Here is a 24,534-nt window from a genome sequence, read left to right as displayed (position 1 = left end):
TTTTTTTTTTTTTTTTTTTTTTTTTTTTTTTTTTTTTTTTTTTTTTTCTTTTTGCATTTATTTTTGTGTTTAGCGAACAACACAGCAAATGTTTTATTTCAAAGTTAAAGACGCCCGGTAAGCAGCAACACAATCAGGATGATCACAATCACGCCCGTAATCCCGCTCGGCCCATAACCCCAACTACGGCTGTGCGGCCATGTCGGCAACGCACCGACCAATAACAAAATCAAAATAATCAAAAGAATGGTGCCCATGCCTGACTCCTTGATAGTTAGTTGTCGGTTTAGGTGACGTCTCTTATGCTGCACGCTGACAAAAAAGCAGCACCTCTCTCGATCTGATGCCGGCATGTTGCTATATGCGTTTAAAAAATCCGTGCGTACTGAGTCGTATCGAATCATAAGCATGCATCGGTCAACACGTCCCGGCAACTTCAGAAACATCAATAACGCGATATCTGACCGTTCTCCACCCTGACCCGATCACCCACCTGCAGATCGCCGGGATTACTCACATTGATCGTCTGGAAACCGTTGTCGTACATACGAACGCGTATGTTGTAAGAGGACGGACTTTGGCTATTGCGTTGCTCCACCTGGTTACCCACCGCAGCACCCCCGACCGCGCCAGCAATGGTGGCGACCGTGTTACCAGAGCCGTGGCCAATCTGATGCCCCAGCACACCACCCAAAACACCACCAACAACCGCCCCCGCAATCCCGCGACTCTGCTCCCCCGGGACAACATCGATAGCATCGACCACGCCCCGACCATTATAGGCCTGCCGACCATTCTGATTTGACGGCGCATATTGACCAGATTGCGCAGGCTGGTAAGACGAAGCGCCAGAATATTGCTGGCCGCCATACGGGCTGCCACAACCGCCAAGCAACAAGGCGCTACCGGTCAGTGTCGTTATCAATATGTGAGAGAAGTTGTGATCAATTTTCATAGCATCACCTACAAAATTATTCGCAAACGTTGTCGGACTAATCACGATTAGTCGCATCTATTCTCTGGATTAATGCATGAAAAAATATAGCAGCACCACAATAATGGCAGGCACACCAAGCAGCCACGCCAAAAAATACTTACCCATCACGCGCTCCTTTCATCAGGTATTTGCAATTCCCGGAAATACGCTCTTAAGCGTTCAGATTACATTTAAATATAGGGAGAAAGCCACCCTTCCTCCATCAGACATGGGCTGATAGTGTTGTAGGAATTGGGGAGGTGTCAGTGCATCATTGTTAATAATAAAGCGCCACTTTCATTTATTCACTTAAATGTTGCACCAGGAATTTGTGTATATAAGTTATACGAGTATTAACAATTGGATAAGTGAAAGTGATATATGCTTTTCTGCATCATTTCTTATTTTTACTATTTAGGCCGATGCAGATTTGCCTTGATCGTCATATTGATATAAGCACGTGTTCAAGGCCAATGTATGAGCGAAAGCGCAGCGTATTTTCGTTACTGGGGCAAGGCACAACCATCTGAGGACGGGGCAGCGGCGTTGCATTTGTTGCCGTTTCATTGTCTGGATGTGGCGGCGGTGGGCACGCTCTATCTGCAACAATCTCCCTCCTTACTTAAATCCTGTTGTGATTTGCTGAACTGTACAGAGTCGGCATTTTTATCATGGTCCGCTTTGGTTTTGTCGCAATAACGTCACTAGTTTAGAATTTGTGTTTCGACAGACGACAAATATCGGCAATGAATCTATCTGTAATATCTAGTAACGGGCTGATTCCCGAAATGGCAAAGGCATTGAAACGATTGCATTATCCGTTGGAAATAATGTTGATGTGCGTGCGTTGGTATATTGCGTATCCATTGAGCCTGCGCCAACTGGAACAGATGATGGCTGAGCGCGGCATCGAAGTGGATCATTCGACAGTGCATCGGTGGGCGCTCAAACTATTGCCGTTATTTGAGAAAAAGTTTCGCAAAGTGAAGCGTCCGGTGGGGACTAGCTGGCGTATGGATGAGACCTATATAAAGGTCAAAGGTAACTGGAAATATCTGTATCGTGCGGTAGACAAAGACGGTCAAACTGTTGATTCTCTATTGACAACAAAGCGCGATAAGCAAGCCGCTATGCGCTTCTTTCGCAAAACCATGCTTGACAATGGCATTCCTGAAAAAGTGGTGATGGACAAGAGCGGTGCCAATAAAGCAGGCATTGATACGATCAACATCAGCCATGGAAATGCCATCATCGTGCGCCAGGTAAAGTATCTCAACAACATCGTTGAACAAGATCATCGCGCCGTTAAACGCATCACCAAACCGATGATGGGATTCAAATCTTTTCGGGCTGCTAAAATCATACTTGCTGGTATTGAGACCATGCACATGATACGCAAAGGACAACTAATGCACAGGGGCTTCCAGAAAATAACAGCAGCGCAACAATTTTATGCACTCGTTGGATCAGGCCGTCCAGCATAAGGGCGGGTAGACCATCCACGGCTTCAATTCAGCTTTTTTCTTAACGCGACACAACCGGCAATCGTCTTGCCCGCCCATTTCAATAGTGTTCCTTCACGCCGTTGCAAGTGATCATGGATCGCTTCCGAGATCGCATATGGCTCAATATCACCTTACCCCGCCGCTGAGCGAGACTTTGCTATTCTGGGTTATAAGAAATTATAGTTTCCCATAGTCACCCACCCCCACCCCGCGTCCAATACCCCTCCCGCCCATAAGTCTGCTTCAACCGATCAATAAAAAACCGCGTCTTAGCTGGTAAATGCCGTTGCTGCGGATACACCGCCATGATGTCGTAATGCGGCAACGCAAATTCATCGAGCACCGTGATCAGCTCGCCGGAGGCCAGTTGCGACTGGATTTCCCAGGTTGAGCGCCATGCCAGTCCCAGACTTTCACTCACCCAACGATGCAGCAATTCGCCATCGTTGCAATCCAGATTTCCTTCTGCTTTGATGATGATCGGTTTGCCGTTTTGCTGAAAATACCAGCCGCGTTGCTGGCCACCTTGCAGGTTGAAGGACAGACAATTATGGTCGGCAATATCGTCCAGCGTTGTGGGGATACCGTTGCGCGCAAGGTAGTGCGGCGTAGCGCAGACTACGCGGCGGTTGCTTGCGAGTTTTACTGCAACGAAATTGGGATCAATCGCACCGCCGATGCGGATGCTGATGTCATAGCCTTCACGTACCAGATCGACCACGCGATCGGTCAGGTTGAACGAGATTTTTACCTCTGGGTTGTCGGCAATAAAAGCCGGGGCGTGCGGGGCGACGTGTTTGCGCCCAAATGCTGCCGGAGCTGAGACGACCAGATGGCCGGTGGCTTTGTGGCGGCCTTCGGAGATGATTTTTTCTGCAAAATCCAGATCGGCCAATAGTTTGCGGCAATGTTCCAGAAACACCGTTCCTTGCTCGGTAAGCGTTAAATGCCGGGTCGTGCGGTGCATCAGCTTTGTTCCCAACCGTTTTTCCAGCGCATCGATGCGTCGGCCCAGCATCACCGGCGTGATGTTTTGCGCGAGCGCAGCGCTTGCCAGACTGCCTTTTTCGACCACGCTGGTGAAGGCTTCGATTTGTTTTAGCTTGTCCATACTTGTTCCAGTTATTCAGCAAGAATTTGATCTTCGCGTCTAAAAATACCGTTCGTACTGAGTAGCCCGTCAGGGCGTATCGAAGTAGTTGCATACGTTGCTGCATCTTCGATACGGCACTTTGTGCCTACTCAGTCCGAACGGGTTGTATTGTGTTTTGCAAATGTTGAGGGTCAATACCTTCGAATGAGTGTAGCCAATCACTGTAGCCCTAATTCCATACAAAAAGTATGGAATAAACAGACATTTTGTCTTCTTATCAAACATAAAGTTTGCTTATACGATGTGCTGCATGGAATAACCATCAGTAGATATAAGCAACCCGGAGGCACTATGGCAAAGATGAGAGCAATTGACGCAGCAGTATTGGTGATGGAAAAAGAGGGCTGCTCGCAAGCCTTCGGCGTGCCCGGTGCGGCCATCAATCCGCTGTATTCAGCGATGAAAAAGCATGGCGGCATCAAGCACGTATTGGCGCGTCATGTTGAGGGTGCCTCGCACATGGCAGAAGGATTTACCCGCGCCAAGGCAGGCAACATCGGCGTCTGTATCGGCACCTCCGGCCCCGCTGGCACGGACATGATTACCGGTTTGTATTCGGCGCAGGCGGATTCGATTCCGATTCTGTGCATCACAGGACAAGCCCCGCGTGCACGTTTATATAAAGAAGATTTTCAGGCGGTCGATATTGAGTCGATTGCCAAGCCGGTCACCAAATGGGCTGTCACCGTGCGCGAGCCAGCATTGGTGCCGCGTGTGTTTCAGCAAGCTTTTCATCTGATGCGCTCGGGCCGCCCCGGTCCGGTGTTGATCGATTTACCGTTTGATGTGCAGGTCGCTGAGATTGAATTCGATATCGAGACTTACGAATCCTTATCGGTATACAAACCAGCAGCCTCAAGAAAGCAGATCGAAAAAGCCCTGACCATGCTGGGCGAATCCGAGCGGCCTTTGCTGACCATCGGCGGCGGCGTCATCAACGCCGATGCGGCTGACCTCGCGGTGGAGTTTGCCGAGTTGACCGGTGTGCCAGTGATCCCGACCTTGATGGCCTGGGGTGCGATTCCCGACGATCATCCGCAAATGGCCGGTATGGTCGGTCTGCAAACCAGCCATCGCTACGGCAATGCGACCATGCTCGCATCCGACTTTGTGCTTGGCATCGGCAACCGTTGGGCCAATCGGCATACCGGCTCGGTCGAGGTATTTACCAAGGGACGCAAGTTTGTCCATGTCGATATCGAGCCGACCCAGATTGGGCGCGTCTTCGGCCCGGACTACGGGATTGTCTCCGACGCCAAAGCCGCGTTGATCCTGTTTATCGAAGTCGCTAAAGAATTAAAAGCCGCTGGCAAATTACCAGACCGTTCAGCCTGGTTGGGCGAATGTCAGGAACGTAAACGCACCATGCAGCGCCGCACGCATTTTGAAAACGTGCCGGTCAAACCGCAGCGCGTCTACGAAGAAATGAACCGTGCCTTCGGTCGCGACACTTGCTACGTCAGCACCATCGGCTTGTCGCAAATCGCCGCCGCACAATTTCTGCATGTGTATCACGCCCGCCATTGGATCAATTGCGGTCAGGCCGGACCATTGGGCTGGACCATCTCCGCCGCATTGGGTGTCTGCGTAGCGGACCCGAAACGCGAAGTCGTTGCGATTTCGGGCGACTATGATTTCCAATTCATGATCGAAGAATTAGCCGTCGGCGCACAGTTCAATTTGCCCTACATCCACGTCGTCGTGAACAACTCTTACCTAGGTCTGATTCGTCAGGCGCAGCGCGGTTTTGAGATGGATTATTGCGTGCAGCTGGCCTTTGAAAATATCAACGCCCCAGAGCTCAACGGCTACGGCGTCGATCACGTCGCAGTGGTCGAAGGCCTCGGCTGCAAAGCGATCCGCGTCACCGATCCCAACGACATTCAAGACGCCTTCGCGCAAGCCAAGCGCTGGATGGCCGAGTTCCGTGTGCCGGTCGTAGTGGAAGTTATTTTGGAGCGCGTCACCAACGTGGCGATGGGGACTGAGATCGACAATATTAATGAGTTTGAAGACCTGGCAACCTCGCGTGACGATGCGCCTACCGCGATTAGCTTGTTGGATTAGGGCATGTTGATATTTGCATTCAAAAAAACCGTTCGTACTGAGTAGCCCAAAGGGCGTATCGAAGTAGTTGTATACGTTTGTGCATCTTCGATACGGCACTGTGTGCCTACTCAGTCCGAACGGGCTTTATCACATTTTAGAAATTTATATGTCAACACGCTCTCATTTTCTGGATTAATCAGGAGAAAAAAGATGACCAAACTAGCCGCAAATTTAACCATGCTGTTCACCGAATTACCATTTCTGGAGCGCTTCGGTGCAGCCGCCAAGGCAGGTTTCAAGGGCGTTGAATTTCTGTTTCCGTATGCGTTTCGGGCAGAAGAAATCAGCGATCAATTGCAGACGCACAGCCTCGATCTGGTTCTACACAATTTGCCTGCCGGTAACTGGGAGGCGGGTGAGCGCGGGATTGCCTGCCATCCGAATCGCGTCAGTGAATTTAAGGAAGGCGTCGATGAAGCGCTGCGTTACGCCAAGGTGCCAGGCGTGACGCAACTCAATTGTCTGGTCGGTATTACGCCATCCGGCGTCAGTGCTGAAGTAGTAAAAGCGACCGTCGTCAGCAATCTGAAATTTGCCGCCGACAAGTTGCAGCACGCGGGTATTCGCTTACTGATCGAGCCGATCAATACTTTCGATATCCCCGGCTTTTATCTCAACGGCACCCGGCAAGCGCTGGATTTGATCGAGGCGACTGGCTCAGAGAATATTTTCGTGCAGTACGACATCTATCACATGCAAAGAATGGAGGGCGAACTGGCTGGCACGATCAAGGCCAATCTCCCGCGCATCGGGCACATTCAGTTAGCCGACAATCCCGGTCGTTTTGAGCCGGGTACGGGTGAAATCAACTATCGGTTTCTGTTCGCGTTTTTAGATGAAATCGGCTACGACGGCTGGATCGGTTGCGAGTACAAGCCCAAGGCAGGCACGGTTGAAGGATTGGGCTGGCGCGCCGCGCACGGCATCTAGGACTTCCGCAAAATCGCCCCAGCCGCGTTGTGCTTTCCTAGTCGTACTAGCGTACTGCCTTCATCGGCACGCCTTGCTGGGACGACTTTGCGAAAGTCCTATTTATTTAGATTTATCTTAACAATTCAAGGAACATCATCATGGCAAAAATAGGCTTTATTGGACTCGGCATCATGGGCGCGCCCATGGCGGACAATCTGCAACGTGGCGGTCACAAGTTGTATCTGCACGATCAAAAAAATCCGCCTGCGGCGTTGATTGAGGGCGGTGCAACGGTGTGCACATCCGGCGCAGAAGTCGCCAAGCGCGCTGACATTATCATCGTCATGGTGCCGGACACGCCGCATGTTGACGCAGTGCTGTTTGGTGAAAAAGGCGTTGCCGAAGGGCTGAGCGCGGGCAAGGTTGTGATCGATATGAGTTCGATTTCGCCGATTGCGACGAAAGAGTTTGCTAAAAAAATTAATGCGCTTGGTTGCGAATATATGGATGCGCCGGTGTCCGGCGGTGAGGTTGGGGCTAAGGCGGCGTCGCTGACGATTATGGTTGGTGGTTCGGAAGCGACCTTTAATGACGTCAAGCCGTTGTTTGAACTGATGGGTAAAAACATTACGCTTGTTGGCGGTAATGGCGATGGTCAGACTACCAAAGTGGCGAATCAAATTATCGTTGCGCTCAATATTCAGGCGGTGGCTGAGGCGTTGTTATTCGCTTCTAAAGCAGGGGCTGATCCGGCGCGGGTGCGGCAGGCGTTGATGGGGGGTTTTGCTGCTTCGAGGATTTTGGAGGTGCATGGGGAGCGGATGGTGAAGCGGACTTTTAATCCGGGGTTTCGGATTGAGTTGCATCAGAAGGATTTGAATTTGGCTTTGCAGGGGGCTAAGGCGTTGGGGGTGTCGTTGCCTAATACTGCTATGGCGCAGGAGTTGATGAATACCTGTGCTGCGCACGGGATGAGTGGGTTGGATCATTCGGCGTTGTGTCGGGCTATTGAGATTATGTCTCATCATGAAATTGCTTCGGCGTAGATGGTGAAATGGGCGCAGAATTGCGGGCATTGTGATTGCCATTGTTTTTGAAGTTGATTGCTTGTTGTTGAGATGGTTGGTGTTCTTTGGGAGCTGTTGGGTGGTAATTGATACGGTATGTGCTCCGTTGATGCTAGTCGGGGGCGGCCCGACAGCCGGTCACTTTCTTTTGCTTCGCCAAAAGAAAGTAACCAAAGAAAAGGCGACCGCAAATGCTGCTGCCCTCCGGGTCCCCAAATTTTCCAGCCACCCGTCGGGTCTGAGGACCAACTCGCTGCGCTCAAACATGTCCTCAGACAATTCCCGACGGGCGGCTGAAAAATTTGGCAGCATCATATGACGGGGTAGGTCAACGTCAAAAACAGCAGCCTTGTTGATGATGGGGGTCCTCACTCTATCAACAACGGAGTGGTTGACGTTGCAGTTGTTTTTGAAGTGCAGGCGGAGCCACTTTTGACGTTGCTTTTGACGTTGCTTTTGACGTTGCTTTTGACGTTGCCGGCGCAGCCACCGTTGCAGTTGCTTTTGACGTTGTAGTTGCTTTTGAATTGGCAGTTGACCTACCCCGTCATTTGACGCTGCCACATTTTCCTGCCACCAGACGGATCAGGCTGATGACATGTTTGAGCGTAGCGAGTTGGTCATCAGACCCGGCTGGTGGCAGGAAAATGTGGGAACCGCGAAGCGGCAGCGGCATTTGCGGTCGCCTTCTTTTTGGTTACTTTTTCTTGGCGAAGCAAGAAAAAGTGACCGGCTGTCGGGCCGCCCCCGACAAGCCTCCACGGAGCACAAACCGTTTTAAATAACGACGGCCGAATCTCAACCAAATATAAGCCCAACATGACGACCAATCCCCGCCAATTATTACTAGACATGTACCAAAGCGCAGTAGCCGCCGTCAGCGCCGAAAAATGTCTCCCAACCTATTTAACAAAAATCCCCAAAGCAAAAGGCCGTACGCTAGTCATCGGCGCTGGCAAAGGCGCAGCAGCCATGGCTAAAACAGTAGAAGACCATTGGCAGGGCGAAATAACCGGATTAGTCGTCACCCGCTACGGTCACGGCGCAGATTGCCAACGCATCGAAGTAGTCGAAGCCTCGCATCCCGTCCCTGATGAAGCCGGTCGCCAAGCCGCGGGAAGAATGCTGGAAATGGTGCGAGGATTGACCGAAGATGACCTCGTGATATGCCTCATTTCCGGCGGCGGCTCAGCCTTGTTGGCACTGCCAGCGCCAGGCATCTCGCTAGAACAAAAACAAGCAATCAACAAAGTGCTGCTGAAAAGCGGCGCAAACATTTTCGAAATGAATTGCGTACGCAAACATTTATCCGCCATCAAAGGCGGTCGGCTGGCGTTGGCTTGCGCACCGGCGCGGGTTGTCACGCTGATGATTTCGGACATTCCCGGCGACGATCCGGGCATCATCGCCAGCGGCCCGACGCTGGCTGATCCGACCACTTGCGCCGAGGCGCTGGCGGTGCTGAACAAATATCGGATCGACATTCCACCAGCGGTCTTGCAGCATCTGGAATCCGGCGCAGGCGAGAGTGCCAAGCCGGGCGACCCACGGCTGGCGCGTAACCAACATTTTGTGATTGCGACCGCGCAGGATGCGTTGGATGCGGCGGCTGCGACGGCTACGGCTGCGGGTTTGACGCCGTATATTTTGTCGGACGAGATGGAGGGCGAGGCGCGTGATATCGGGCTCGCGCATGCAGCGTTGGCGCGCCAGATTGCGCGGCGGGGGCAGCCGTTTAGTAAGCCTTGCGTGGTGATATCGGGGGGCGAAACGACGGTGACCGTGCGCGGTAATGGACGTGGTGGGCGCAATGCGGAGTTTTTGCTGAGTCTGGCTGCGGCGTTGGATGGCTATCCGGATATTCACGCGATTGCTTGCGATACCGATGGGATTGATGGCTCTGAGGATAATGCGGGGGCGATTTATGCGCCTGATTCTATGGAGCGGGCTGTGGGGTTGGGTTTGCGGGCGAAGGTGATGCTGGATAACAATGATGGGTATGGGTTTTTTGATGCGTTGGGGGATTTGGTGGTGAGTGGGCCTACGCGTACTAATGTGAATGATTTTCGGGCTGTGATGATTTTGTAGGTTTGTACTCCGTGGCGTCCCACGGAGTACTGATGGTGTTGCTGCTTATTCGGGGTGGCTAAGTTTGCTTACGGGCGTTGATTAATTCAACTTCTTGGACTGCGTAGTTGCCTAATAGTCGGGCTGATAGCAGGGCTAGTTTTTGCAATGCTTTGCAGCCGGTGTCGCCAATAGCTAGTGCGCGTGCATCGGCTAAGAGTGTGGCGAGGTCGAGCAGGAAGTAGCGTTGTTTGATGTTGTTGAGATTGTTGTCTGGAGATGGTTCGGGAGCATTGGTGAATGGCATCGTTCTATCTTTTAGTCAGGGGGTGACCGGTCCCGTTTGAGTACGGGTGGGCGGCAAATGTCGGAATGACAGACTGGCGATCTATACCAGAAACCAGCAAGCCCGAAGGCTTTTCCGGCACCGCCGCCCGGAGAGGGCGAACTTAGGGCCCAGACCGCTTGACGCGGTCCGGGTATAGATCATTCAGGCTGTCATACCTGAGTTCCTTTGTGGGGAACAGCCGACACGATACCTCCGTGGATAACGGAGGTCAATTGGAAATATTCGGTTTTTGTAATTGTGATTTTGTTTGCTTTTTAGGGGATTTTCGTTCTGTGGTTTCTGATGCGGTTGCTACTCCGTGGAGGCTAGCCGGGGGCGGCCCGGCAGCCGGTCACTTTCTTTTGCTTCGCCAAAAGAAAGTAACCAAAGAAAAGGCGACCGCAGATGCCGCTGCCGCTTCGCGGTCCCCAAATTTTCCTGCCGCCAGCCGGGTCTGATGACCAACTCGCTGCGCTCAAACATGTCATCAGCCTGATCCGTCTGGCGGCAGGAAAATTTGGCAGCGTCATATGACGGGGTACGTCAACAGCCAATTCAACAGCAACGGCAACTGTGGCTGCGCCTGCAAGGTCAAAAGCAACTGCGCCTGCGCCTGAAAATTTGCAGGTTTTTGATCGCGTAATTCGCTTAAAAAATAATGAATTAATGCTAATACATGACTGACGGGATACTATGTCCCACCGCTGATCCTATCTGTTTGGCGCCATCCGATTTTGTAGTCCTTCTTTAAAGAAAGTTCGCCATGCGACGTCAACGTAGAGCAAAAATTGTAGCCACTCTGGGGCCAACTAGTTCCAGTCAGGAAATGATTCAAGGCCTGTTTGAGGCTGGTGCCGATGTATTTCGTTTTAACTTTAGTCATGGTAGTCATGCTGATCATCAGGAGCGTTATCGGATTGTGCGAGAGGTTGAGCGGATTGTTGGTCGGCCGATTGCGATTTTGGCGGATTTGCAGGGGCCTAAGTTGCGCATTGGTCAGTTTGCTGATGGCAAGGTGACGCTCAATGCCGGGCAGGAATTTATCCTTGATCGCGATCCTGCTTTGGGTAACTCAGAGCGTGTTTGTTTGCCGCATCCTGAGTTGTTTGAAGTGATTGCCAGTGGTCAGTCATTGCTGTTGGATGATGGCAAGTTGCGCTTGCAAGTGTTGGATAGCGATGGGCAGAGTATCCGTACCCGTGTGGTGAATGGCGGGGCGTTGTCGGATCGTAAGGGCGTTAATGTGCCGGATGCGGTGTTGCCGATTCCGGCGTTGACTGAGAAAGACAAGCGCGATCTGGCTTTTGCTTTAGAGCTTGGTGTTGACTGGATAGCGCTATCGTTTGTGCAGCGCCCGGAAGATGTGTTGGAAGCCAAGGCGTTGATTGGCGACCGTGCCTGGGTTTTGTCTAAGTTGGAAAAGCCAGCTGCGTTAGATCAGCTTGATGCGATTGTTCAGGTGTCGGATGCGATTATGGTGGCGCGTGGCGATTTGGGCGTGGAGCTGCCGCCGGAGCGGGTGCCGGGTGTGCAGAAACGTATCTTGCGCGTCTGTCGCCAGCATGGAAAACCGATCGTGATTGCTACGCAAATGCTGGAGTCGATGATTACCATGCCAGTGCCAACCCGCGCTGAGGCGTCGGATGTGGCTAGCGCGATTTATGACGGTTCGGATGCGGTGATGTTGTCGGCGGAGTCGGCCAGCGGTGCGTATCCGTTGGAGGCCGTTGAGATGATGAATCGGATTATTACTGAGGTTGAGCAGGATCCGTTGTATCGCAACATGTTGGACGCGCAGCATCAGACGCCATTGCCTAACCAGGGCGACGCAATTTGTTCAGCGTTGCGCGACGTGACCCGGATCATGGGGGCGAAGGCGACCGTGACCTATACCAGTTCAGGACACACCAGTTTGCGCGCTGCGCGTGAGCGGCCGATTGCGCCTATCGTGAGCATTACGCCTAAGCTGACAACCGCGCGGCGGCTGGCGTTGGTGTGGGGTGTGCATTCGACTATTAGCGATCAGGTACATAATGAAAGCGAGATGGTGAAGGCGGCTTGCGAGACGACCTTTAAGGAAGGTTTTGCGGAAGTCGGGGATCAGATTGCGATTACGGCGGGGATGCCGTTTGGTCAGCCGGGTAGTACTAATTTGTTGCGATTGGCGGAAATATTTCCTCAATAAAAAGGATATGCTGATCGTTGAGACGAATGAAAAACGACACCTCTGGGGTGTCGTTTTTCATTGAAGTATGCAGTGTTTAAACGTGTGCGTGATGTTCTGCTTCAACAGATAATCGCAGCCCGACTGTTTTGAGAACTGCAATCAGCGTTTTGAGCGTCGGGTTGCCTGTTGGCGATAATGTCCTGTACAAGGATTCACGGCTGATGCCTGCTTCGGCGGCAACCACCGCAAGTCCGCCATAAGCCTCAACCACGGTACGCAGCGCCAGCAAACCAGCAGCACGATTATCGGGATTGTCCAGGGACTCCATCGCCGCCTTTAAATACTCGACAGCCAATTCGCGATCCGCGCTCAGTTCTGCGATTTCTCGTTCGTGATGCGAGACCACGCCTTTTACATTTTTCATCATTGCCTCCGTTTCCATTCCATCCAAAGTAGTTTGGCCTGTTTGATATCAGACGATTGCGTACGTTTATCTCCGCCGCAAAGCAGGATCACGACCGATTTCCCATGCCGTCCAAAGTACGCACGATACCCAGCACCGACATGAATACGTAACTCTGTGACTCCTTCACCAACCGCTTCACAATCGCCAAAGTTGCCAGCTTGTATCTGCCGCAACCGCATCCGTATGCGAGTCTGTGCGACTTTGTCGCGTATGGTATCTAGCCATTCTGTGAAGGGCTCACGCCCATCGTCGCGTTGATATCGAAAAAGTTCTATTTGGGATTGTAGCTTGGAAGCTACAGAAAATAAAGGTATCAAGCTTGTTTCTTCCTATCAATATTTGCTCATGGAGTCATAGAAGTGGCTCTGCGAATCTCATGAGCGGGTTTTGTAGTGAGATATTCATGCTTTGCACAGTGTGTATCTCCTGATCTCGTTATTTTACGGAATCCATGTAGCGGAATTTTGTGCGCTACCTGTCATTTAAGGTTTTCGCTCAACCGATGCGCAGACATTGGACGTAAGCCAAATTTGCATTTCATTTTCATCTGTCAAAAGACTGTGAGGACATCGCCATGACGATATTGACCGTTACCGCACGGGGGCAAGTAACGTTTAGAAAAGACGTACTGAAACACCTCGGCATCAAGCCCGGGGATCAGATCAAGCTCGATTTACTGCCAGATGGTCGGGTCATATTCAAGGCCGTACAACTTACCGGAACGATTGAAGGTTTCGTCGGCTTACTCGCTGACCGGTCCCAAAAGTCGCCACCATTGAACAAATCAGCGCAGCGACCGCGCAAGGTTGGACGGGTAATGAATGAGGGGCTTTGCTGATGCAACTTGCCGCTGGAAATGCTGAAGTAGATAGACCCGCCGTAGAGGCGGGTCTATAGGTGCTTGAAGCGGGTAGGGCGCAAGGCTAATTAGCGCTTCTTTGGTGAACAATTTACGGTATTTACTCCGCCATCTCAAACTTCATCTGCGCCTGCTCCCGCACCTGCGACCGGCGCAACTCCCACAGCTCCCGCAGTTTGTCCGAGCGCAATTCGCGTTCATCGGCTTCAGACACAAAACCAACTTCGCCATTGCCTTCGGCCTCAGTACGGCTAAAACTCCATTCGCGTGAAAACTCTGGTTTGATTGCCCCGGCATGTTTGGTCGGCATCGCGCAGAGCAGTTGCATGCCGAGGTTGTCGCGCAGGAATTTCAATACGTCGCGGGCGCGGCCTTCGTCCATTTTGGCGAATGATTCGTCGTTGACCAATAGTCGCAAACTGCTACCTTTTTCGAACCGTTTGAGTCGGTTGGTGACGACGGCGGCGTGGATGATGTAGGCCGGTGTTTCTAATTGACCGCCGGAGCCGGTGCCCCATTCGGATAGGCGAATGTGCGAGCCGGTGTCGGATTCTTTATAGATTTCGTAGCGTCGATAGTTGCGGTAATCGGCTAAGCGTTGTAGTTCTTTGATGGCGCGTTCTTCGTCGTCCGACAATAGCAATTGGACCAGACGGTCGCGTACGGCGCAGTTCTCTGCACTTAGTTCTGAGGCACCGAACAGGTTGGCGGAATCGTTGGCTTCCGATAGTTCGGCTGTGGCGCAAAAGAAGTCGTAATAGGCTTTGAATTCCGGTATCCATTCGGACCAGTCGATGCGGAATTTGTCGGTGCCGAATTTGAGTTTGTCGAGTTCGATATTGAGCGTCTTTAGCGTCTTCACGCCGGTATCGATGGCGTTGCGTATCTCGTAGCAGAATTGTTTGGTGAAGACGTCGTTGAAGGAGGATTCGGCGGTGCGGAGTTTTTCGACGTTTTTGTATAGGCCGATGCCGCGTTGGTGCGCTAATTGTTCGCGCACGCTGGCATGTAGCTTGACCACTAGCGCATATAAAGGGGCAAAGTCGCCGTCGCGGGCTTCGTCGGCGGCGCTGATTTCAAAACGTTCATCGATGCGTGCGTGTGCGTGATATAGGCCCAGGGCGTTGCGTACGTCGCTGTACATCTGCCAGGTACGCGATTTTTGTGCATCTTTTTGCGTTAAAGCTTGTTGCGGGGAATATTTTTTCTCTGCTACCCATGCATTGATTTGGTCCGACATTGCAGTGAAAGAGAGGCCGGCGTTGACGATGCAGAGGTCGCGTATTTTGGCGCTGTCGCCATCGACGGCGTCTTGTCTGGCGGCCATTCCGGTCGTCAGAACGGCGACTTCTTTTTGTAGTGCCAGCAGCTTTGCATCGTAGCCACCTATGGTTTTGTTGCAGGTTTTTTTATGCGCTTCCAGACCGGCAATTTCAAGGTTGAGGGCTTCGGCTTCTTCTTCGAGTTTGCTCACTTGCGTTAAATCAAGACGGCTGACATCACCACGGGCAGCATCGATGTTCGACACTGCTTGTTCAAGCTCGGCGATGGCGGTAAAGGAGGGGCATTCTAGTTTGCCCATTAATGCCAGCGCGCCTTGCAACTCGCGCAGTTGCAGGCGCAGTTGAGTCAACTCCTGTTCGGCTTCTGCGTGATCTTGTTCTGCGCGCAGACTGGCTAAACGCTTGGCTTCCTGACCGAATACCAAATGGTCGGTTTCTGCCGTGAACATGGTGCGCGAGCCGCTGCCTTTGCCGTCTTGCGTGATGCCGCGTGGGGTGTGGCGCAAGGTTTCGGCATCTTTTACTTTGAGGACCTGACCGTATTGTTCGTGCAAATAGGCGTGGGCAATCGGATGCTCGGCGCTGAGTTCATGGACGATAGAGTCGCCAGGCGTGCGTTCGGCTTTCAGATGCTTGAGGCATAAACTGCCTTGAATCACATGCGTGCGCAGTTTGCGCTGACGCACAAAATTGATAGCGCGGGTTTCCCATTCTTGATCGACGATGAGATTGAAGCGTGCACCGCCCAGATAGCCTTCAATGGCGGGTTGCCAGTCGGTGTTTAACGGCTCGACCAGATCGCACAATACTTGCACCTTTGCTGCGCCCAGCTCTGCGCTGAATTGGTTGAGTGCGTGACGAATATGCGGCGGGTAATCTGCACCGCCCTGAGCCAGATTGGCTTTGCGTGCGGCGCTGTCTTTTTCGCGTTTCAAGGCCGCGCTGGTGCTGGCGTCGAGTAGCCCGATTTGTGATTGGAGGGCGGCGATGAAGCTATGCTCGGCACCTGCCAATGCGGCGTGTAATCGGGCCAATACCTGATCGACGCCTTGGGCATTGTTGACTAGCAGGAGCGCTTTGAGGGTGTCGATTTCAGCCATCTTTTCGAGCGCGCTGATGTTTTCTAATAGCGCTGCAACGTCGTGTTTTCCGGTTGCAGATAAGGCGGCAGCGACTTCTCTTGCGGCGTCGATGAGCTTGCTTTGTTCGGTGGGGAGCTGCATACCTGCGGCGTGCTGTGCGGCGGTATCGAGTTTTTGGGCCAGCTCTGCATTTTTTTGCAGGGTTTTAAAGACGGTTTTGATCTTGTTGTTGCTATCGCTGATCTGATCTTCCAGGCGTTGCTTTTGTGCGGCGGCAGGAATGCCGAGCATTTGCGCTTGTATTTGGGTCAGGCTACGGTTTTTGGCTTTCTGATCATTCTCTAGCGCATCGACTATGGCGCTTTCTTTTTCTAGCGCTATTTGCACCGTGTCGATGGCGTCGGTTGCTACTTCGAGTTGGCGCTGATTGTCGCGCAAGGCTAGCGATGAAACCAGTAATTGCGACTGGCTCGCCAGTTCGTGGGCGCGGGTGGTGTCGGCGACGGTTTTGGCCAGATGATCGAGTCGGGCCAGGTTGTCTTCGATGCGTTCGCCTTCTTTGCGCAAGGCCCCGACTTGCCGCATCAGTTTGCTGATGTCGCCGATACGCTTGGTCATGTCGGTGGTGTCAAGTTCGAGGATCTGGCGCTTGACCAGATCGTCAACGCTGCCGATGGGCTTGTGCGCAATCGATTGACTCCAGGCCTTGGCTGCGCCCGACGCTTCGGCGAAAGAGACGGATTTCAGACCGCGAAAGCGGCCGTATAACTGACAAAGATATTCGTGTTTGTTCTCGCGCAGGTTGTTGACGTTGCGGTATCTGGCGGCCAGATGCTGTTCGATTTTTTCGACAGCGACGACTTGCATGCCGCCGTCTAACTCACGTGAAGTCAGGTCGTCGATGCTGAGGGCGACGTCATCGATGATGAGTAGCGCCATGCGTTCACCAATGGCGTTGCGGCACTCGCCCGTGCCGTCAACGCGGGCGGCAGCTCCCACCAGCGCGGTGAAGGTGCTGCCTTCTTCGCCTTCGCTGGGGGAAAAGATGGCGGCGATATAGCCGTGCGCGCTGGGCCGTGCGAACAGGTTGTCTTCGGCCCCGACGATGTAGGACCAGAGTGTGCGTTTGGTTTTGCCGTTACGTGCGCTCTGATTGGTTTCGTCCTGACCGGGGTTGTAGCTAAAAATGTTTTGATACACCGCCGTCATGACGGTCTGCAAGGCGTCGAGCATGGTGGACTTGCCGGAGCCGGTGGGGCCGGTCAGCAGCGTCATATTGCCCATTGGGTATTCTTGCGAGGTTAATGCGCCCCAGTTCACCAGGATGAGTTTTTCCAGTTTCATAGTGAAAATCCTTGTTCGTCTTCAAGCATGTTGGGGGGAATCGGGTCTTCTTGCGCCGTCGATGATTGTTCTGGATCAGCAGCATCGGTGGCGTCGGCGTCCAATGCCGCCTCTAACATGTCATCGCTAATGATGCCGAGAATTAATGGTCGTATCGCCAGCAGGGCGTCTTCGTCATCCATGCTGAAATTGGCAGAGAGGCGAATTAAACGATGGCGTTTTAAGTCAGCCAACAGGCGTTGCCGGTCAACGGCATTGGCCGGTAAGGTGCGCTTTAACTGGGTTTGTAAAGTGGCTGATAATTCTTCAAAGCGAATCAATACTTCACCGGCGTCGGTGAGCCGATTGCCGCCTTCGATCAATCCCTGTTGATACTGAAAACGTAAGGCCAGCGCAGCAGCGACAAAGTCGGGCGACAAGCGCGCCCGCAATCCGGGGATGGGTTCCATGCCGTCTTCCTGCAAGCCGGGCACGTCGGCACCGGGTGCATAGAGGCGGAAAAATTCACCCTTCAGATTGTGCTCAAGACGAAAACCGCCGAGTTGGAAATAGTCTCTGAGGCAGTCTTCGATGCGGCGTGCATCGTCGTATAAACGTTGTTCAACGCCATCTTCTTCACGCACCACGATGCCGACTGAAAACAGGCGCCCGACGATTTCACGGAAGCGTTCCGGGGCGATGTTGTGTTCGCTGAGTTGGGTAGTTAAGGCTGCATGCAATGTCATTTTTTAATCTCAATCTGATAGTCATCACCGGCGTAGAAGTCATTCCACAATTTGGTGGGCAGTTTGGTGACCTTGAGGGTGGCGTCACGCGCACCACGGACGGCTTCGACCAATTGCATATTGTTGAGGACATCGGTGGTGTTGGCCGCCGGTAGCGTGGAGAGCCGAATCGGTCGATCGCGCAAGTGTAATTCGGCACGGATACGGTGCACGATGTCGTCGTTGGATAAGGCAAAGGCGTCTGCTTCGGCACGGTACATGGCGGCAATCAAGCGGGCCTCGCGCGAGACTTTTGGTTGCGCGGTGACGGTGAGCGCTTTGCGGCGCTGGGAGACGGTGCGCAGCTTGAAGCTGGCCGGGTCCAGTAGCCGTATGGCGGCGGGGGCGATGGCGTCGCCGATGCGGTTGAGAAAGGCGTTTTGCGCCTCGCCACTGAGGCTCGCAGTCGTGGCGATGGCGGCGCTATAGGCTTGGCGCGTGTGGCCGCCGCGCAGCATCAGCGCTTGTTGCACGATGCCTGCGGCGCGTTGCATGTAGACGCTCATGGCCTTGATCAACTCTGGATGTTTGGTGGTGCAGGCAGCTTCGACCATGTCTTCGATGCGATCGAGCATCCATGCGACGGTAGAGAGGCCGACCCGTTCCTGTTCGGCCCAGGGCGCGATGTCGTTGAGTTGCCATTCGAGAGAGCGCGATCTGTCCTCATCGAGACTGTGGAGCTGCGCAATCAAGCTTCGGATGGCCTGACGATGGCGCTCGATGCTGTCGGCGGTGAGTTGCTTCTTGAATTCTTTTTCGAACCGGTCGAGAAATTCCATGAAGTTATCCCACGGCGTTTGCGCCGCTTCCAGCATCAGGCGTCGGACCAGTTCCTGAAAATAGTCCACACCTTCGGAGAGGTCGCTGATGATTTTTTCTGCGTATTCGTAGGCGTCGATCAGGTCATAGGCGTCGTTGTTGCGCCAAGCGGCGTCGAGGGCGTTGCGGCAACTGCGCACATTGCGCTGACGGGTGCGGGCGCTGCGCCGATTGAGCGACCAAAAGGCTTCTGCGAACAATTTGCCAGCGCGTGAAAAGCGGTAGGCGATGACGAGACCGGCGCGCTCACCAAAGGTTTCCAGCCAGCCGTCAGCGTGCAGGGCGCGAATGATGGCGCTGGTGCTTTGCTGGTCATCGGCATGGTCGGGAATGATGCTTGTGTTTGTGTTTGAGTTTGCGTCTTCGGTCGCGGCATCGTCTTGTAGCGCCAGCAACTGTCGGGCCTCGTGGACCACTGGCAATAACAAGTCGCGCAGGCTGTCGCGTGTCAGGTTTTGCGCATAGTCGGCGCTGGGGCCATGCAGGCGCTCATACAGTGTGTGGACACAGGCAACGACAACACTGCGGTGCTTGCCGGCAACGGGTCTGAAAAAGTGGCGTCTATCGATGTCAAAAAACAAAGTTTTACCTGCTAAAAATGGAGTAGGCAAGAATATATAGGGTTCGCAGTTTCAGTGAAAGGCATTTCATTAAACTTCTGCGCGATCGATATTGCCGTCTTGTGGAGTGGTAACAAGGTGATTGCGCATGTGGCGAATGGCGCGCTGCATTTGGTCAGCTTAGTCTGCTTGGATCAGGTGTTATCGACGTAACCGACGCGGTCAACTGCCGTTTCTAGAATTATATGGATGACATCGGCCTGGTATAGCCGCAGGCGTGGGTACGGGTGGTGCGCCTTCATACGCAAGTCGGACGGATTTTGGACGGACTCGGTTAGTTGCACTGTCTGTATGGGGGGAGTTTGACGGGCTCTATGCGTTCTGAAGATCAAAGCGCTTTCGCGCCAGCCAGCGCCTGTGCTGCCAGATCGAATGTATATGTGGCCTCATAGGTCGCGCCCCATTGCACCATCGTCGCTTTTGCCTTGTTGACGACTAAGGCATCCGGCAGATCGGCTGTTCGCATGCCATCGGGCGTTTTGATTACGGGTGCGTTGAGGTAGTCATTGAGAGCTGACCATACCGCTTGTTGGCTCTCAAAGACGACATTGGGCTCCTCCAACAATCCCATGATGACTGTGGCAATGTCTTCTTTCGATGCCTTATACCGCTTGCCTTTGAGCGTCCAGATGGTCTCTGCCAGCACAATATCGGTAATCAAAATCTGCTCGGCCTGATCGAAGAGCTTGCGCGCTTTTGCTGCCTGGCTGAGGTCATCGCCGAGCAGGCGACGTAATAGAACATTGGTATCGACTGCAATCATGCGGCATGCTTTTTGGCAGGGTGAACGTCATGTTTTTTCGCCAGCGTATCTTGCAATGATTCGCTATCGGAATATTTGGCGTTACCTTTCAGATGACGCAGCGCACCGTCGCTGCTGCCTTTAATTTTTTTGATAATCGTGATCCGCCCTTGGTGTTCAAGGAACGTAAGATCATCGCCCGGTATTACGAATAACCGATCACAAAGCTCTTTTGGCAGTGTGACCTGGCGTTTCAGACTCAAGATTGACATGTTGTACCTCTTTACTTTGATGATAAAGGTAAAGATACTAAAATCTTTACTTTGTGTCAAATGGTAAAGATCGAGATTTTTCTCGGAAATACGGTTGCAACATTGATCGTTACCCGCCAAATATGACCGGCTCAGTGCCTCTATTCTTGCGTCGTACAACAACGGTGCCGGCAATCATGTCGTGCCATCCGCGCTTACGCTTATCGATCCCTACCCAGATCAGGCCGAGACCAAAAGGAATTGTCGACACGAAATAGCCAAGATAGCGAATGACGCACTGCATAACGCTCGGCAGCTCGCCGGTCCTGGCATCGACGATGGTGGCACCGATGGCCATTTTCCCCGGTGTCGCTTTTTTAGCTCTCCAGAACGCGATCACGATAGCGGCAGGCAGGAGGTAGGTAAAGATGATGTCTGCCCACCCGGTGAGCTCTAGGCCAGATGACATATGTTCCCGTCCGTAGACGGCGAACAATATTGGAAAAATAACCAGCATCATCAACACCGTATCGATAATACTGGCCCAGACTCTGGCCCAAAATCCTACGTATTCCAGCTCGACCGCTTCATTCATTTGGCAACTCCGTAGTTAGTAATGCATTCTCGTAAAACGCGTGATTTTACAAGAAATACATTTGTTGCCTGTGAGGTAAATTAGCGCGCCGCTTCTGCCAGAGAGTGTGCCAATGTGTTGTGCCGCTCCAGCACATTGCCCAGATCCACTGTAGTCAATTGCCCTTTACGCACAACAACCCGCCCATTAATGATGCTGTAGGCCACATCCGACGGGGTGCAGAAAACCAGCGCGGCGACCGGGTCGTGCCAGGCACCAGCAAACCGAACCTGATTCAAATCAAACATCACCAGATCAGCTGACATGCCGGGTCTGAGCGCGCCAATATCGTCGCGGTTCAAGACTTTTGCGCCGCCTAGCGTTGCCATTTCCAGCGCTTGCCGCGCAGTCATGGCGTCGGGGCCGAAGCCGACGCGTTGCAGCAGCATGGCCTGACGGACTTCGCCTAGCATGTGCGCACCGTCGTTGGAGGCGGAGCCGTCTACGCCGATGCCGACGTTGACACCGGCGGTGATCATTTTGCGGATCGGTGCAATCCCGGAGGCCAGGCGCATGTTGGAGCAGGGGCAGTGGGCAATGCCGGTGCCAGTGCGGCCAAACATATAAATACCGTCGTCATCGAGCTGGACGCAGTGGGCGTGCCAGACGTCGTGCCCGACCCAGCCGCAGTCTTCGGCGTATTCGGCGGGCGTCATGTTGAATTTCTCACGACTGTAGGCGATGTCGTTGGCGTTTTCGGCCAGATGGGTGTGCAGGGATACGCCGTGCTGACGGGCTAAGACGGCGGATTCGCGCATTAAGTCGCGTGAGACTGAGAACGGTGAGCAGGGTGCGACGACGATGCGTTGCATGGCGTGACGTTGGGCGTCGTGGTAGGTCTCGATTAAGCGCTGGGTGTCTTTCAGGATGGCGTTTTCGTCTTCGACTACGCAGTCGGGCGGCAGGCCGCCTTTGGACTGGCCGACGCTCATGGAGCCGCGTGCGGCGTGGAAGCGCATGCCGATCTGTTGGGCGGCTTCGATGCTGTCGTCGAGCTTGCAGCCGTTGGGGTAAATGTAGAGATGGTCGCTGCTGGTGGTGCAGCCGGAGAGGATCAGTTCAGCCATCGCGGTGAGGGTCGAGACTTTGATCATTTCGGGCGTGAGATTGGCCCAGATCGGATACAGATTGGTGAGCCAGTTGAATAGCTCGCCGTTTTGCGCCGCCGGAATCACCCGGGTCAGGCTTTGATACATGTGGTGATGGGTGTTGACCAGACCGGGGATGACGACGTGATCGCTGGCGTCGATGACTTCGTCGGCGCTGTGCGGCAAGTTGGTGCTGGAGCCGACTTGTTCGATGATGTTGTCGCGGATGAAGACTGCACCGTTGGCGATTTCTTCTCGCTGCGCGTTCATTGTGACGAGGACGCGGGCGTTTTTGATGAGGAGAGTTTTGGACATTTTGATGGGGAGGAAGGTAATTCTGGTCGAATCACTAAGGGGGGTGATGTTTGAATTGTTAACCTCCCCCGTTTGTACTTAGTAGCCTGGAGGGCGTATCGAAGTATACGCATGCGTTTGTACGTCTTCGATACGGCACTGCGTGCCTACTCAGTCCGAACGGGGGAGTGTTGTTTTACGTCAAATATCAACCCTCCGGCTCTGGTTCAGGACTTTGGAACAAAGTTGCGCAGGAAATCCAGCAAGATTTGCGCGGAGACTTCGGCGTCGTCGGCGGTCATTGTTTCCAATGGATTGTGGCTGATACCGCCATTGCCGCAACGGGTGAACAACATGGCGACGTCGGTGGCTTTAGCCATTGCCATGGCATCGTGACCTGCGCCCGAGGCGAGTGTGAACGGGCGCACGCCAGCGCGTTCTGTGGCGGCGGTGAGTTGTGCCATCAGCCACGGTGCGCACGGCACAGCAGGGGCGGAGACCATTTTTTCGACGTTGCTTTCAACGGTGCGACGCTGGCAAACGGATTCGATAAAAGCCAGTACGTCATTAACGGCGGCATCCCGGATAGCGTCATCGGCGGCGCGGATATCGAGCGAGAAAACGCACGCGCCGGGAATGACGTTGGTGGAGCCGTTGGGGACTTGTAGCTGGCCGACAGTGCCGACTAGCGAGGCTTGCTGATCTTGCGCACAGCGTTGTTCGACGTAGAGAATCATTTCGGCGGCAGCGGTGGCGGCGTCTTTGCGCATGGTCATGGGCGTCGTGCCGGAGTGGCTGGCAACGCCTTTGAGCTGCACCATGTAGCGGCAACTACCTGCAATCGAGGTGACGATGCCGACCGGTAAATCGTGTTGCAGCAGCACCGGGCCTTGCTCGATATGGACTTCGACGTAGCCGAGTACATCAGCGGGATTGCGTGCCAGCGATGGAATCATGGCCGGATCGTGCCCGGCGTTTTGTAGTGCTGTACGCATGCTCACACCATCGCGGTCGAGATTGTCTAGCAAGTTCATATCGAACTGGCCGATGACGGCGTTGCTGCCTAGAAAGGTACTTTTGAAGCGCACGCCTTCTTCTTCTGAGAAGCCGATGACTTCCAAATGGAAGGGCAGTTTTTCGCCGCGTTCGTTGAGATGTTTGATGATAGCGATCGGTAGCAAAATACCTTCGCGGCCATCGTATTTGCCGCCGTTGCGCACGGTGTCGTAGTGCGAGCCGGTGATCAGGGTTTTTGCGTTGGGGTTGTCCGACAGATAGCGGCCGACAACGTTGCCGACGGCGTCGATCTCGGCTTGCATGCCAGCGGCGCGCATCCAGTCGGCGATTTGGGCGGCGGTGCGGCGGTGGGCGTCGGTCATGTAGGCGCAGGTGAGGACACCGTCGTCGTCGCTCCAGGCACCGATTGTTTCGGCCCATTGCATGATGGTCGCGCCTAATTGCGGCGTGGTCCCGAGCAGATCATTGGTGCGCATTTCGGCGATTCTGCCGATTTGGCGCAGCGCTTCGGCTTGCTCGTCGGCGACCTGATTTTTCAGGCGACGGCTGAAGGCGGCGATGATGGCGGTGCGCGATAAACCCTGACCGTCGGCGCCCTTGACGGCGAGGATGAAGGGGAAGGCGAATTTGGCGTTGTAGGCGGCGTTTAATTGTTGCAGGGTGGCGAACTCTTCCGGGCTGCAATTGTTGAGGCCGGCTTTGGCTTGTTCGCCGGTGGATTCTGCGGTGAGCGTGCCGGAGATGGCGGCTTTGCCTGCCAGCTCGGGGTGGGCGCGGATCAGGCCGAGTTGTTCGTCGTGTGTGGCGTTGCGCACGATATCTTGCAGCGCCAACTTGAGGGCGGTGATGTTGACAAACGGGCGCTGTTGCGCGGCGCGTTCAGGGATCCATGGCGAATGTTCGTAAATGCCGTTGAGGGTCGCTGTGAAAGCGTGGGCGTCGCAGCCGTTGAGTTGGTCCAGAGTGGTCATCTGTTCGTCGGCGAGT

Annotated in this window: 27 protein-coding genes; 11 read left to right on the top strand and 16 right to left on the bottom strand. The window is 53.6% G+C overall.

The features are described 5' to 3' along the window. Positions 1-104: 104 nt before the first annotated feature. Entirely contained in the window at positions 105-257 is a 153-nt protein-coding gene (locus ACVBEF_RS10465) for a DUF3309 family protein (RefSeq protein WP_447123877.1), read from the bottom strand. 188 nt (positions 258-445) lie between these two features. Beyond that, entirely contained in the window at positions 446-955 is a 510-nt protein-coding gene (locus ACVBEF_RS10460; RefSeq protein WP_447123876.1) for a glycine zipper 2TM domain-containing protein, read from the bottom strand. Positions 956-1,031: 76 nt separating this feature from the next. Here ACVBEF_RS10460 and ACVBEF_RS10455 point away from each other — a divergent pair, with 76 nt between their 5' ends. The 3 genes from ACVBEF_RS10455 to ACVBEF_RS10445 all read left to right on the top strand — a co-directional run bounded on the left by ACVBEF_RS10455 (position 1,032) and on the right by ACVBEF_RS10445 (position 2,460). Then, positions 1,032-1,214: a hypothetical protein gene (locus tag ACVBEF_RS10455; protein WP_447123875.1), complete on the top strand. Its 183-nt coding sequence runs from the start codon at positions 1,032-1,034 to the stop codon at positions 1,212-1,214. 239 nt (positions 1,215-1,453) lie between these two features. Beyond that, a complete protein-coding gene (locus ACVBEF_RS10450; protein WP_447123874.1) occupies positions 1,454-1,675 on the top strand; it encodes an HD domain-containing protein in 222 nt (73 codons plus the stop codon). 89 nt (positions 1,676-1,764) lie between these two features. After that, positions 1,765-2,460, top strand: a complete 696-nt coding sequence (locus ACVBEF_RS10445; protein WP_447123880.1) for an IS6 family transposase — start codon at positions 1,765-1,767, stop codon at positions 2,458-2,460. A 214-nt stretch (positions 2,461-2,674) separates the two neighbouring features. Here ACVBEF_RS10445 and ACVBEF_RS10440 read toward each other — a convergent pair whose 3' ends face one another. After that, on the bottom strand, positions 2,675-3,592 hold the full coding sequence (locus tag ACVBEF_RS10440) for a LysR family transcriptional regulator (protein ID WP_447123873.1): 918 nt from the start codon (positions 3,590-3,592) through the stop codon (positions 2,675-2,677). Positions 3,593-3,925: 333 nt separating this feature from the next. On the opposite strand from ACVBEF_RS10440, the gene gcl reads away from it, so the two are divergent. From gcl to glxR, 3 genes are all read left to right on the top strand, one after another. Then, positions 3,926-5,701 carry a glyoxylate carboligase gene (gene gcl, locus ACVBEF_RS10435; protein ID WP_447123872.1) on the top strand — a complete coding sequence of 592 codons (1,776 nt, stop codon included), beginning with the start codon at positions 3,926-3,928 and terminating at the stop codon, positions 5,699-5,701. A 192-nt stretch (positions 5,702-5,893) separates the two neighbouring features. Next, a complete protein-coding gene (gene hyi, locus ACVBEF_RS10430; RefSeq protein ID WP_447123871.1) occupies positions 5,894-6,673 on the top strand; it encodes a hydroxypyruvate isomerase in 780 nt (259 codons plus the stop codon). A 140-nt stretch (positions 6,674-6,813) separates the two neighbouring features. Next, positions 6,814-7,701, top strand: a complete 888-nt coding sequence (glxR, locus tag ACVBEF_RS10425) for a 2-hydroxy-3-oxopropionate reductase (RefSeq protein ID WP_447123870.1) — start codon at positions 6,814-6,816, stop codon at positions 7,699-7,701. A 159-nt stretch (positions 7,702-7,860) separates the two neighbouring features. Here glxR and ACVBEF_RS10420 read toward each other — a convergent pair whose 3' ends face one another. Both ACVBEF_RS10420 and ACVBEF_RS10415 read right to left on the bottom strand, forming a co-directional pair. After that, a complete protein-coding gene (locus tag ACVBEF_RS10420; protein WP_447123869.1) occupies positions 7,861-8,286 on the bottom strand; it encodes a hypothetical protein in 426 nt (141 codons plus the stop codon). Beyond that, complete coding sequence (locus tag ACVBEF_RS10415) at positions 8,270-8,398, bottom strand: hypothetical protein (RefSeq protein ID WP_447123868.1); 129 nt, start codon at positions 8,396-8,398, stop codon at positions 8,270-8,272. Before ACVBEF_RS10415 ends, ACVBEF_RS10420 begins: the two co-directional genes overlap by 17 nt. Positions 8,399-8,541: 143 nt before the next feature. Between ACVBEF_RS10415 and ACVBEF_RS10410 the strand changes: the two genes are divergently transcribed. Continuing rightward, the gene (locus ACVBEF_RS10410) at positions 8,542-9,810 is read left to right on the top strand and encodes a glycerate kinase type-2 family protein (protein WP_447123867.1); all 1,269 of its coding nucleotides are present in this window, start codon (positions 8,542-8,544) and stop codon (positions 9,808-9,810) included. A 58-nt stretch (positions 9,811-9,868) separates the two neighbouring features. Here ACVBEF_RS10410 and ACVBEF_RS10405 read toward each other — a convergent pair whose 3' ends face one another. Continuing rightward, positions 9,869-10,096, bottom strand: coding sequence for a hypothetical protein (locus ACVBEF_RS10405; RefSeq protein WP_447123866.1), 228 nt, complete (start codon positions 10,094-10,096; stop codon positions 9,869-9,871). Between the two features lie 426 nt (positions 10,097-10,522). On the opposite strand from ACVBEF_RS10405, the gene ACVBEF_RS10400 reads away from it, so the two are divergent. Continuing rightward, positions 10,523-10,651, top strand: coding sequence for a hypothetical protein (locus tag ACVBEF_RS10400; protein WP_447123865.1), 129 nt, complete (start codon positions 10,523-10,525; stop codon positions 10,649-10,651). Positions 10,652-10,880: 229 nt separating this feature from the next. Then, on the top strand, positions 10,881-12,302 hold the full coding sequence (gene pyk, locus ACVBEF_RS10395) for a pyruvate kinase (protein WP_447123864.1): 1,422 nt from the start codon (positions 10,881-10,883) through the stop codon (positions 12,300-12,302). A 76-nt stretch (positions 12,303-12,378) separates the two neighbouring features. Here the strand turns inward: pyk and ACVBEF_RS10390 are convergent, their stop codons facing one another. Both ACVBEF_RS10390 and ACVBEF_RS10385 read right to left on the bottom strand, forming a co-directional pair. After that, entirely contained in the window at positions 12,379-12,708 is a 330-nt protein-coding gene (locus tag ACVBEF_RS10390) for a helix-turn-helix domain-containing transcriptional regulator (protein ID WP_447123863.1), read from the bottom strand. After that, the gene (locus tag ACVBEF_RS10385; RefSeq protein ID WP_447123879.1) at positions 12,708-13,064 is read right to left on the bottom strand and encodes a type II toxin-antitoxin system RelE/ParE family toxin; all 357 of its coding nucleotides are present in this window, start codon (positions 13,062-13,064) and stop codon (positions 12,708-12,710) included. Before ACVBEF_RS10385 ends, ACVBEF_RS10390 begins: the two co-directional genes overlap by 1 nt. 260 nt (positions 13,065-13,324) lie before the next feature. On the opposite strand from ACVBEF_RS10385, the gene ACVBEF_RS10380 reads away from it, so the two are divergent. Beyond that, positions 13,325-13,588 (top strand): AbrB/MazE/SpoVT family DNA-binding domain-containing protein, encoded by a 264-nt coding sequence (locus ACVBEF_RS10380; RefSeq protein WP_447123862.1) that lies wholly within the window; start codon positions 13,325-13,327, stop codon positions 13,586-13,588. A 121-nt stretch (positions 13,589-13,709) separates the two neighbouring features. Here ACVBEF_RS10380 and ACVBEF_RS10375 read toward each other — a convergent pair whose 3' ends face one another. Genes ACVBEF_RS10375 through ACVBEF_RS10365 form a run of 3 tightly spaced genes read right to left on the bottom strand, consistent with a single transcriptional unit; the run spans position 13,710 to position 19,482 of the window. Further along, complete coding sequence (locus ACVBEF_RS10375) at positions 13,710-17,318, bottom strand: ATP-binding protein (RefSeq protein WP_447123861.1); 3,609 nt, start codon at positions 17,316-17,318, stop codon at positions 13,710-13,712. Continuing rightward, entirely contained in the window at positions 17,315-18,043 is a 729-nt protein-coding gene (locus ACVBEF_RS10370) for a DUF4194 domain-containing protein (protein ID WP_447123860.1), read from the bottom strand. Before ACVBEF_RS10370 ends, ACVBEF_RS10375 begins: the two co-directional genes overlap by 4 nt. Beyond that, on the bottom strand, positions 18,040-19,482 hold the full coding sequence (locus ACVBEF_RS10365) for a Wadjet anti-phage system protein JetA family protein (RefSeq protein WP_447123859.1): 1,443 nt from the start codon (positions 19,480-19,482) through the stop codon (positions 18,040-18,042). Before ACVBEF_RS10365 ends, ACVBEF_RS10370 begins: the two co-directional genes overlap by 4 nt. 54 nt (positions 19,483-19,536) lie before the next feature. Between ACVBEF_RS10365 and ACVBEF_RS10360 the strand changes: the two genes are divergently transcribed. Beyond that, positions 19,537-19,674 (top strand): hypothetical protein, encoded by a 138-nt coding sequence (locus ACVBEF_RS10360; protein ID WP_447123858.1) that lies wholly within the window; start codon positions 19,537-19,539, stop codon positions 19,672-19,674. Between the two features lie 175 nt (positions 19,675-19,849). Here ACVBEF_RS10360 and ACVBEF_RS10355 read toward each other — a convergent pair whose 3' ends face one another. The 5 genes from ACVBEF_RS10355 to ACVBEF_RS10335 all read right to left on the bottom strand — a co-directional run bounded on the left by ACVBEF_RS10355 (position 19,850) and on the right by ACVBEF_RS10335 (position 24,518). Next, entirely contained in the window at positions 19,850-20,284 is a 435-nt protein-coding gene (locus tag ACVBEF_RS10355; protein ID WP_447123857.1) for a PIN domain-containing protein, read from the bottom strand. Continuing rightward, positions 20,281-20,655, bottom strand: coding sequence for an AbrB/MazE/SpoVT family DNA-binding domain-containing protein (locus ACVBEF_RS10350; protein ID WP_447123856.1), 375 nt, complete (start codon positions 20,653-20,655; stop codon positions 20,281-20,283). Before ACVBEF_RS10350 ends, ACVBEF_RS10355 begins: the two co-directional genes overlap by 4 nt. After that, positions 20,645-21,109 carry an RDD family protein gene (locus ACVBEF_RS10345; protein ID WP_447123855.1) on the bottom strand — a complete coding sequence of 155 codons (465 nt, stop codon included), beginning with the start codon at positions 21,107-21,109 and terminating at the stop codon, positions 20,645-20,647. The genes ACVBEF_RS10350 and ACVBEF_RS10345 overlap by 11 nt, the downstream gene beginning before the upstream one ends. 80 nt (positions 21,110-21,189) lie before the next feature. Continuing rightward, entirely contained in the window at positions 21,190-22,551 is a 1,362-nt protein-coding gene (locus tag ACVBEF_RS10340) for an 8-oxoguanine deaminase (RefSeq protein ID WP_447123854.1), read from the bottom strand. Between the two features lie 206 nt (positions 22,552-22,757). Further along, complete coding sequence (locus tag ACVBEF_RS10335) at positions 22,758-24,518, bottom strand: allantoate amidohydrolase (protein WP_447123878.1); 1,761 nt, start codon at positions 24,516-24,518, stop codon at positions 22,758-22,760. Positions 24,519-24,534 lie beyond the last annotated feature (16 nt).

The sequence above is a fragment of the Glaciimonas sp. GG7 genome (assembly GCF_052976905.1).
This window is presented reverse-complemented; position numbering and strand designations above follow the sequence as displayed.

Excerpts from the sequence above, each read along its gene's own strand:
- ACVBEF_RS10465 (WP_447123877.1), bottom strand. The coding sequence starts at position 257 with ATGGGCACCATTCTTTTGATTATTTTGATTTTGTTATTGGTCGGTGCG.
- ACVBEF_RS10460 (WP_447123876.1), bottom strand. The coding sequence starts at position 955 with ATGAAAATTGATCACAACTTCTCTCACATATTGATAACGACACTGACC.
- ACVBEF_RS10455 (WP_447123875.1), top strand. The coding sequence starts at position 1,032 with ATGAAAAAATATAGCAGCACCACAATAATGGCAGGCACACCAAGCAGC.
- ACVBEF_RS10450 (WP_447123874.1), top strand. The coding sequence starts at position 1,454 with ATGAGCGAAAGCGCAGCGTATTTTCGTTACTGGGGCAAGGCACAACCA.
- ACVBEF_RS10445 (WP_447123880.1), top strand. The coding sequence starts at position 1,765 with ATGGCAAAGGCATTGAAACGATTGCATTATCCGTTGGAAATAATGTTG.
- ACVBEF_RS10440 (WP_447123873.1), bottom strand. The coding sequence starts at position 3,592 with ATGGACAAGCTAAAACAAATCGAAGCCTTCACCAGCGTGGTCGAAAAA.
- gcl (WP_447123872.1), top strand. The coding sequence starts at position 3,926 with ATGGCAAAGATGAGAGCAATTGACGCAGCAGTATTGGTGATGGAAAAA.
- hyi (WP_447123871.1), top strand. The coding sequence starts at position 5,894 with ATGACCAAACTAGCCGCAAATTTAACCATGCTGTTCACCGAATTACCA.
- glxR (WP_447123870.1), top strand. The coding sequence starts at position 6,814 with ATGGCAAAAATAGGCTTTATTGGACTCGGCATCATGGGCGCGCCCATG.
- ACVBEF_RS10415 (WP_447123868.1), bottom strand. The coding sequence starts at position 8,398 with ATGCCGCTGCCGCTTCGCGGTTCCCACATTTTCCTGCCACCAGCCGGG.
- ACVBEF_RS10410 (WP_447123867.1), top strand. The coding sequence starts at position 8,542 with ATGACGACCAATCCCCGCCAATTATTACTAGACATGTACCAAAGCGCA.
- ACVBEF_RS10405 (WP_447123866.1), bottom strand. The coding sequence starts at position 10,096 with ATGCCATTCACCAATGCTCCCGAACCATCTCCAGACAACAATCTCAAC.
- ACVBEF_RS10400 (WP_447123865.1), top strand. The coding sequence starts at position 10,523 with ATGCCGCTGCCGCTTCGCGGTCCCCAAATTTTCCTGCCGCCAGCCGGG.
- pyk (WP_447123864.1), top strand. The coding sequence starts at position 10,881 with ATGCGACGTCAACGTAGAGCAAAAATTGTAGCCACTCTGGGGCCAACT.
- ACVBEF_RS10390 (WP_447123863.1), bottom strand. The coding sequence starts at position 12,708 with ATGAAAAATGTAAAAGGCGTGGTCTCGCATCACGAACGAGAAATCGCA.
- ACVBEF_RS10380 (WP_447123862.1), top strand. The coding sequence starts at position 13,325 with ATGACGATATTGACCGTTACCGCACGGGGGCAAGTAACGTTTAGAAAA.
- ACVBEF_RS10375 (WP_447123861.1), bottom strand. The coding sequence starts at position 17,318 with ATGAAACTGGAAAAACTCATCCTGGTGAACTGGGGCGCATTAACCTCG.
- ACVBEF_RS10370 (WP_447123860.1), bottom strand. The coding sequence starts at position 18,043 with ATGACATTGCATGCAGCCTTAACTACCCAACTCAGCGAACACAACATC.
- ACVBEF_RS10355 (WP_447123857.1), bottom strand. The coding sequence starts at position 20,284 with ATGATTGCAGTCGATACCAATGTTCTATTACGTCGCCTGCTCGGCGAT.
- ACVBEF_RS10345 (WP_447123855.1), bottom strand. The coding sequence starts at position 21,109 with ATGAATGAAGCGGTCGAGCTGGAATACGTAGGATTTTGGGCCAGAGTC.
- ACVBEF_RS10340 (WP_447123854.1), bottom strand. The coding sequence starts at position 22,551 with ATGTCCAAAACTCTCCTCATCAAAAACGCCCGCGTCCTCGTCACAATG.
- ACVBEF_RS10335 (WP_447123878.1), bottom strand. The coding sequence starts at position 24,518 with ATGACCACTCTGGACCAACTCAACGGCTGCGACGCCCACGCTTTCACA.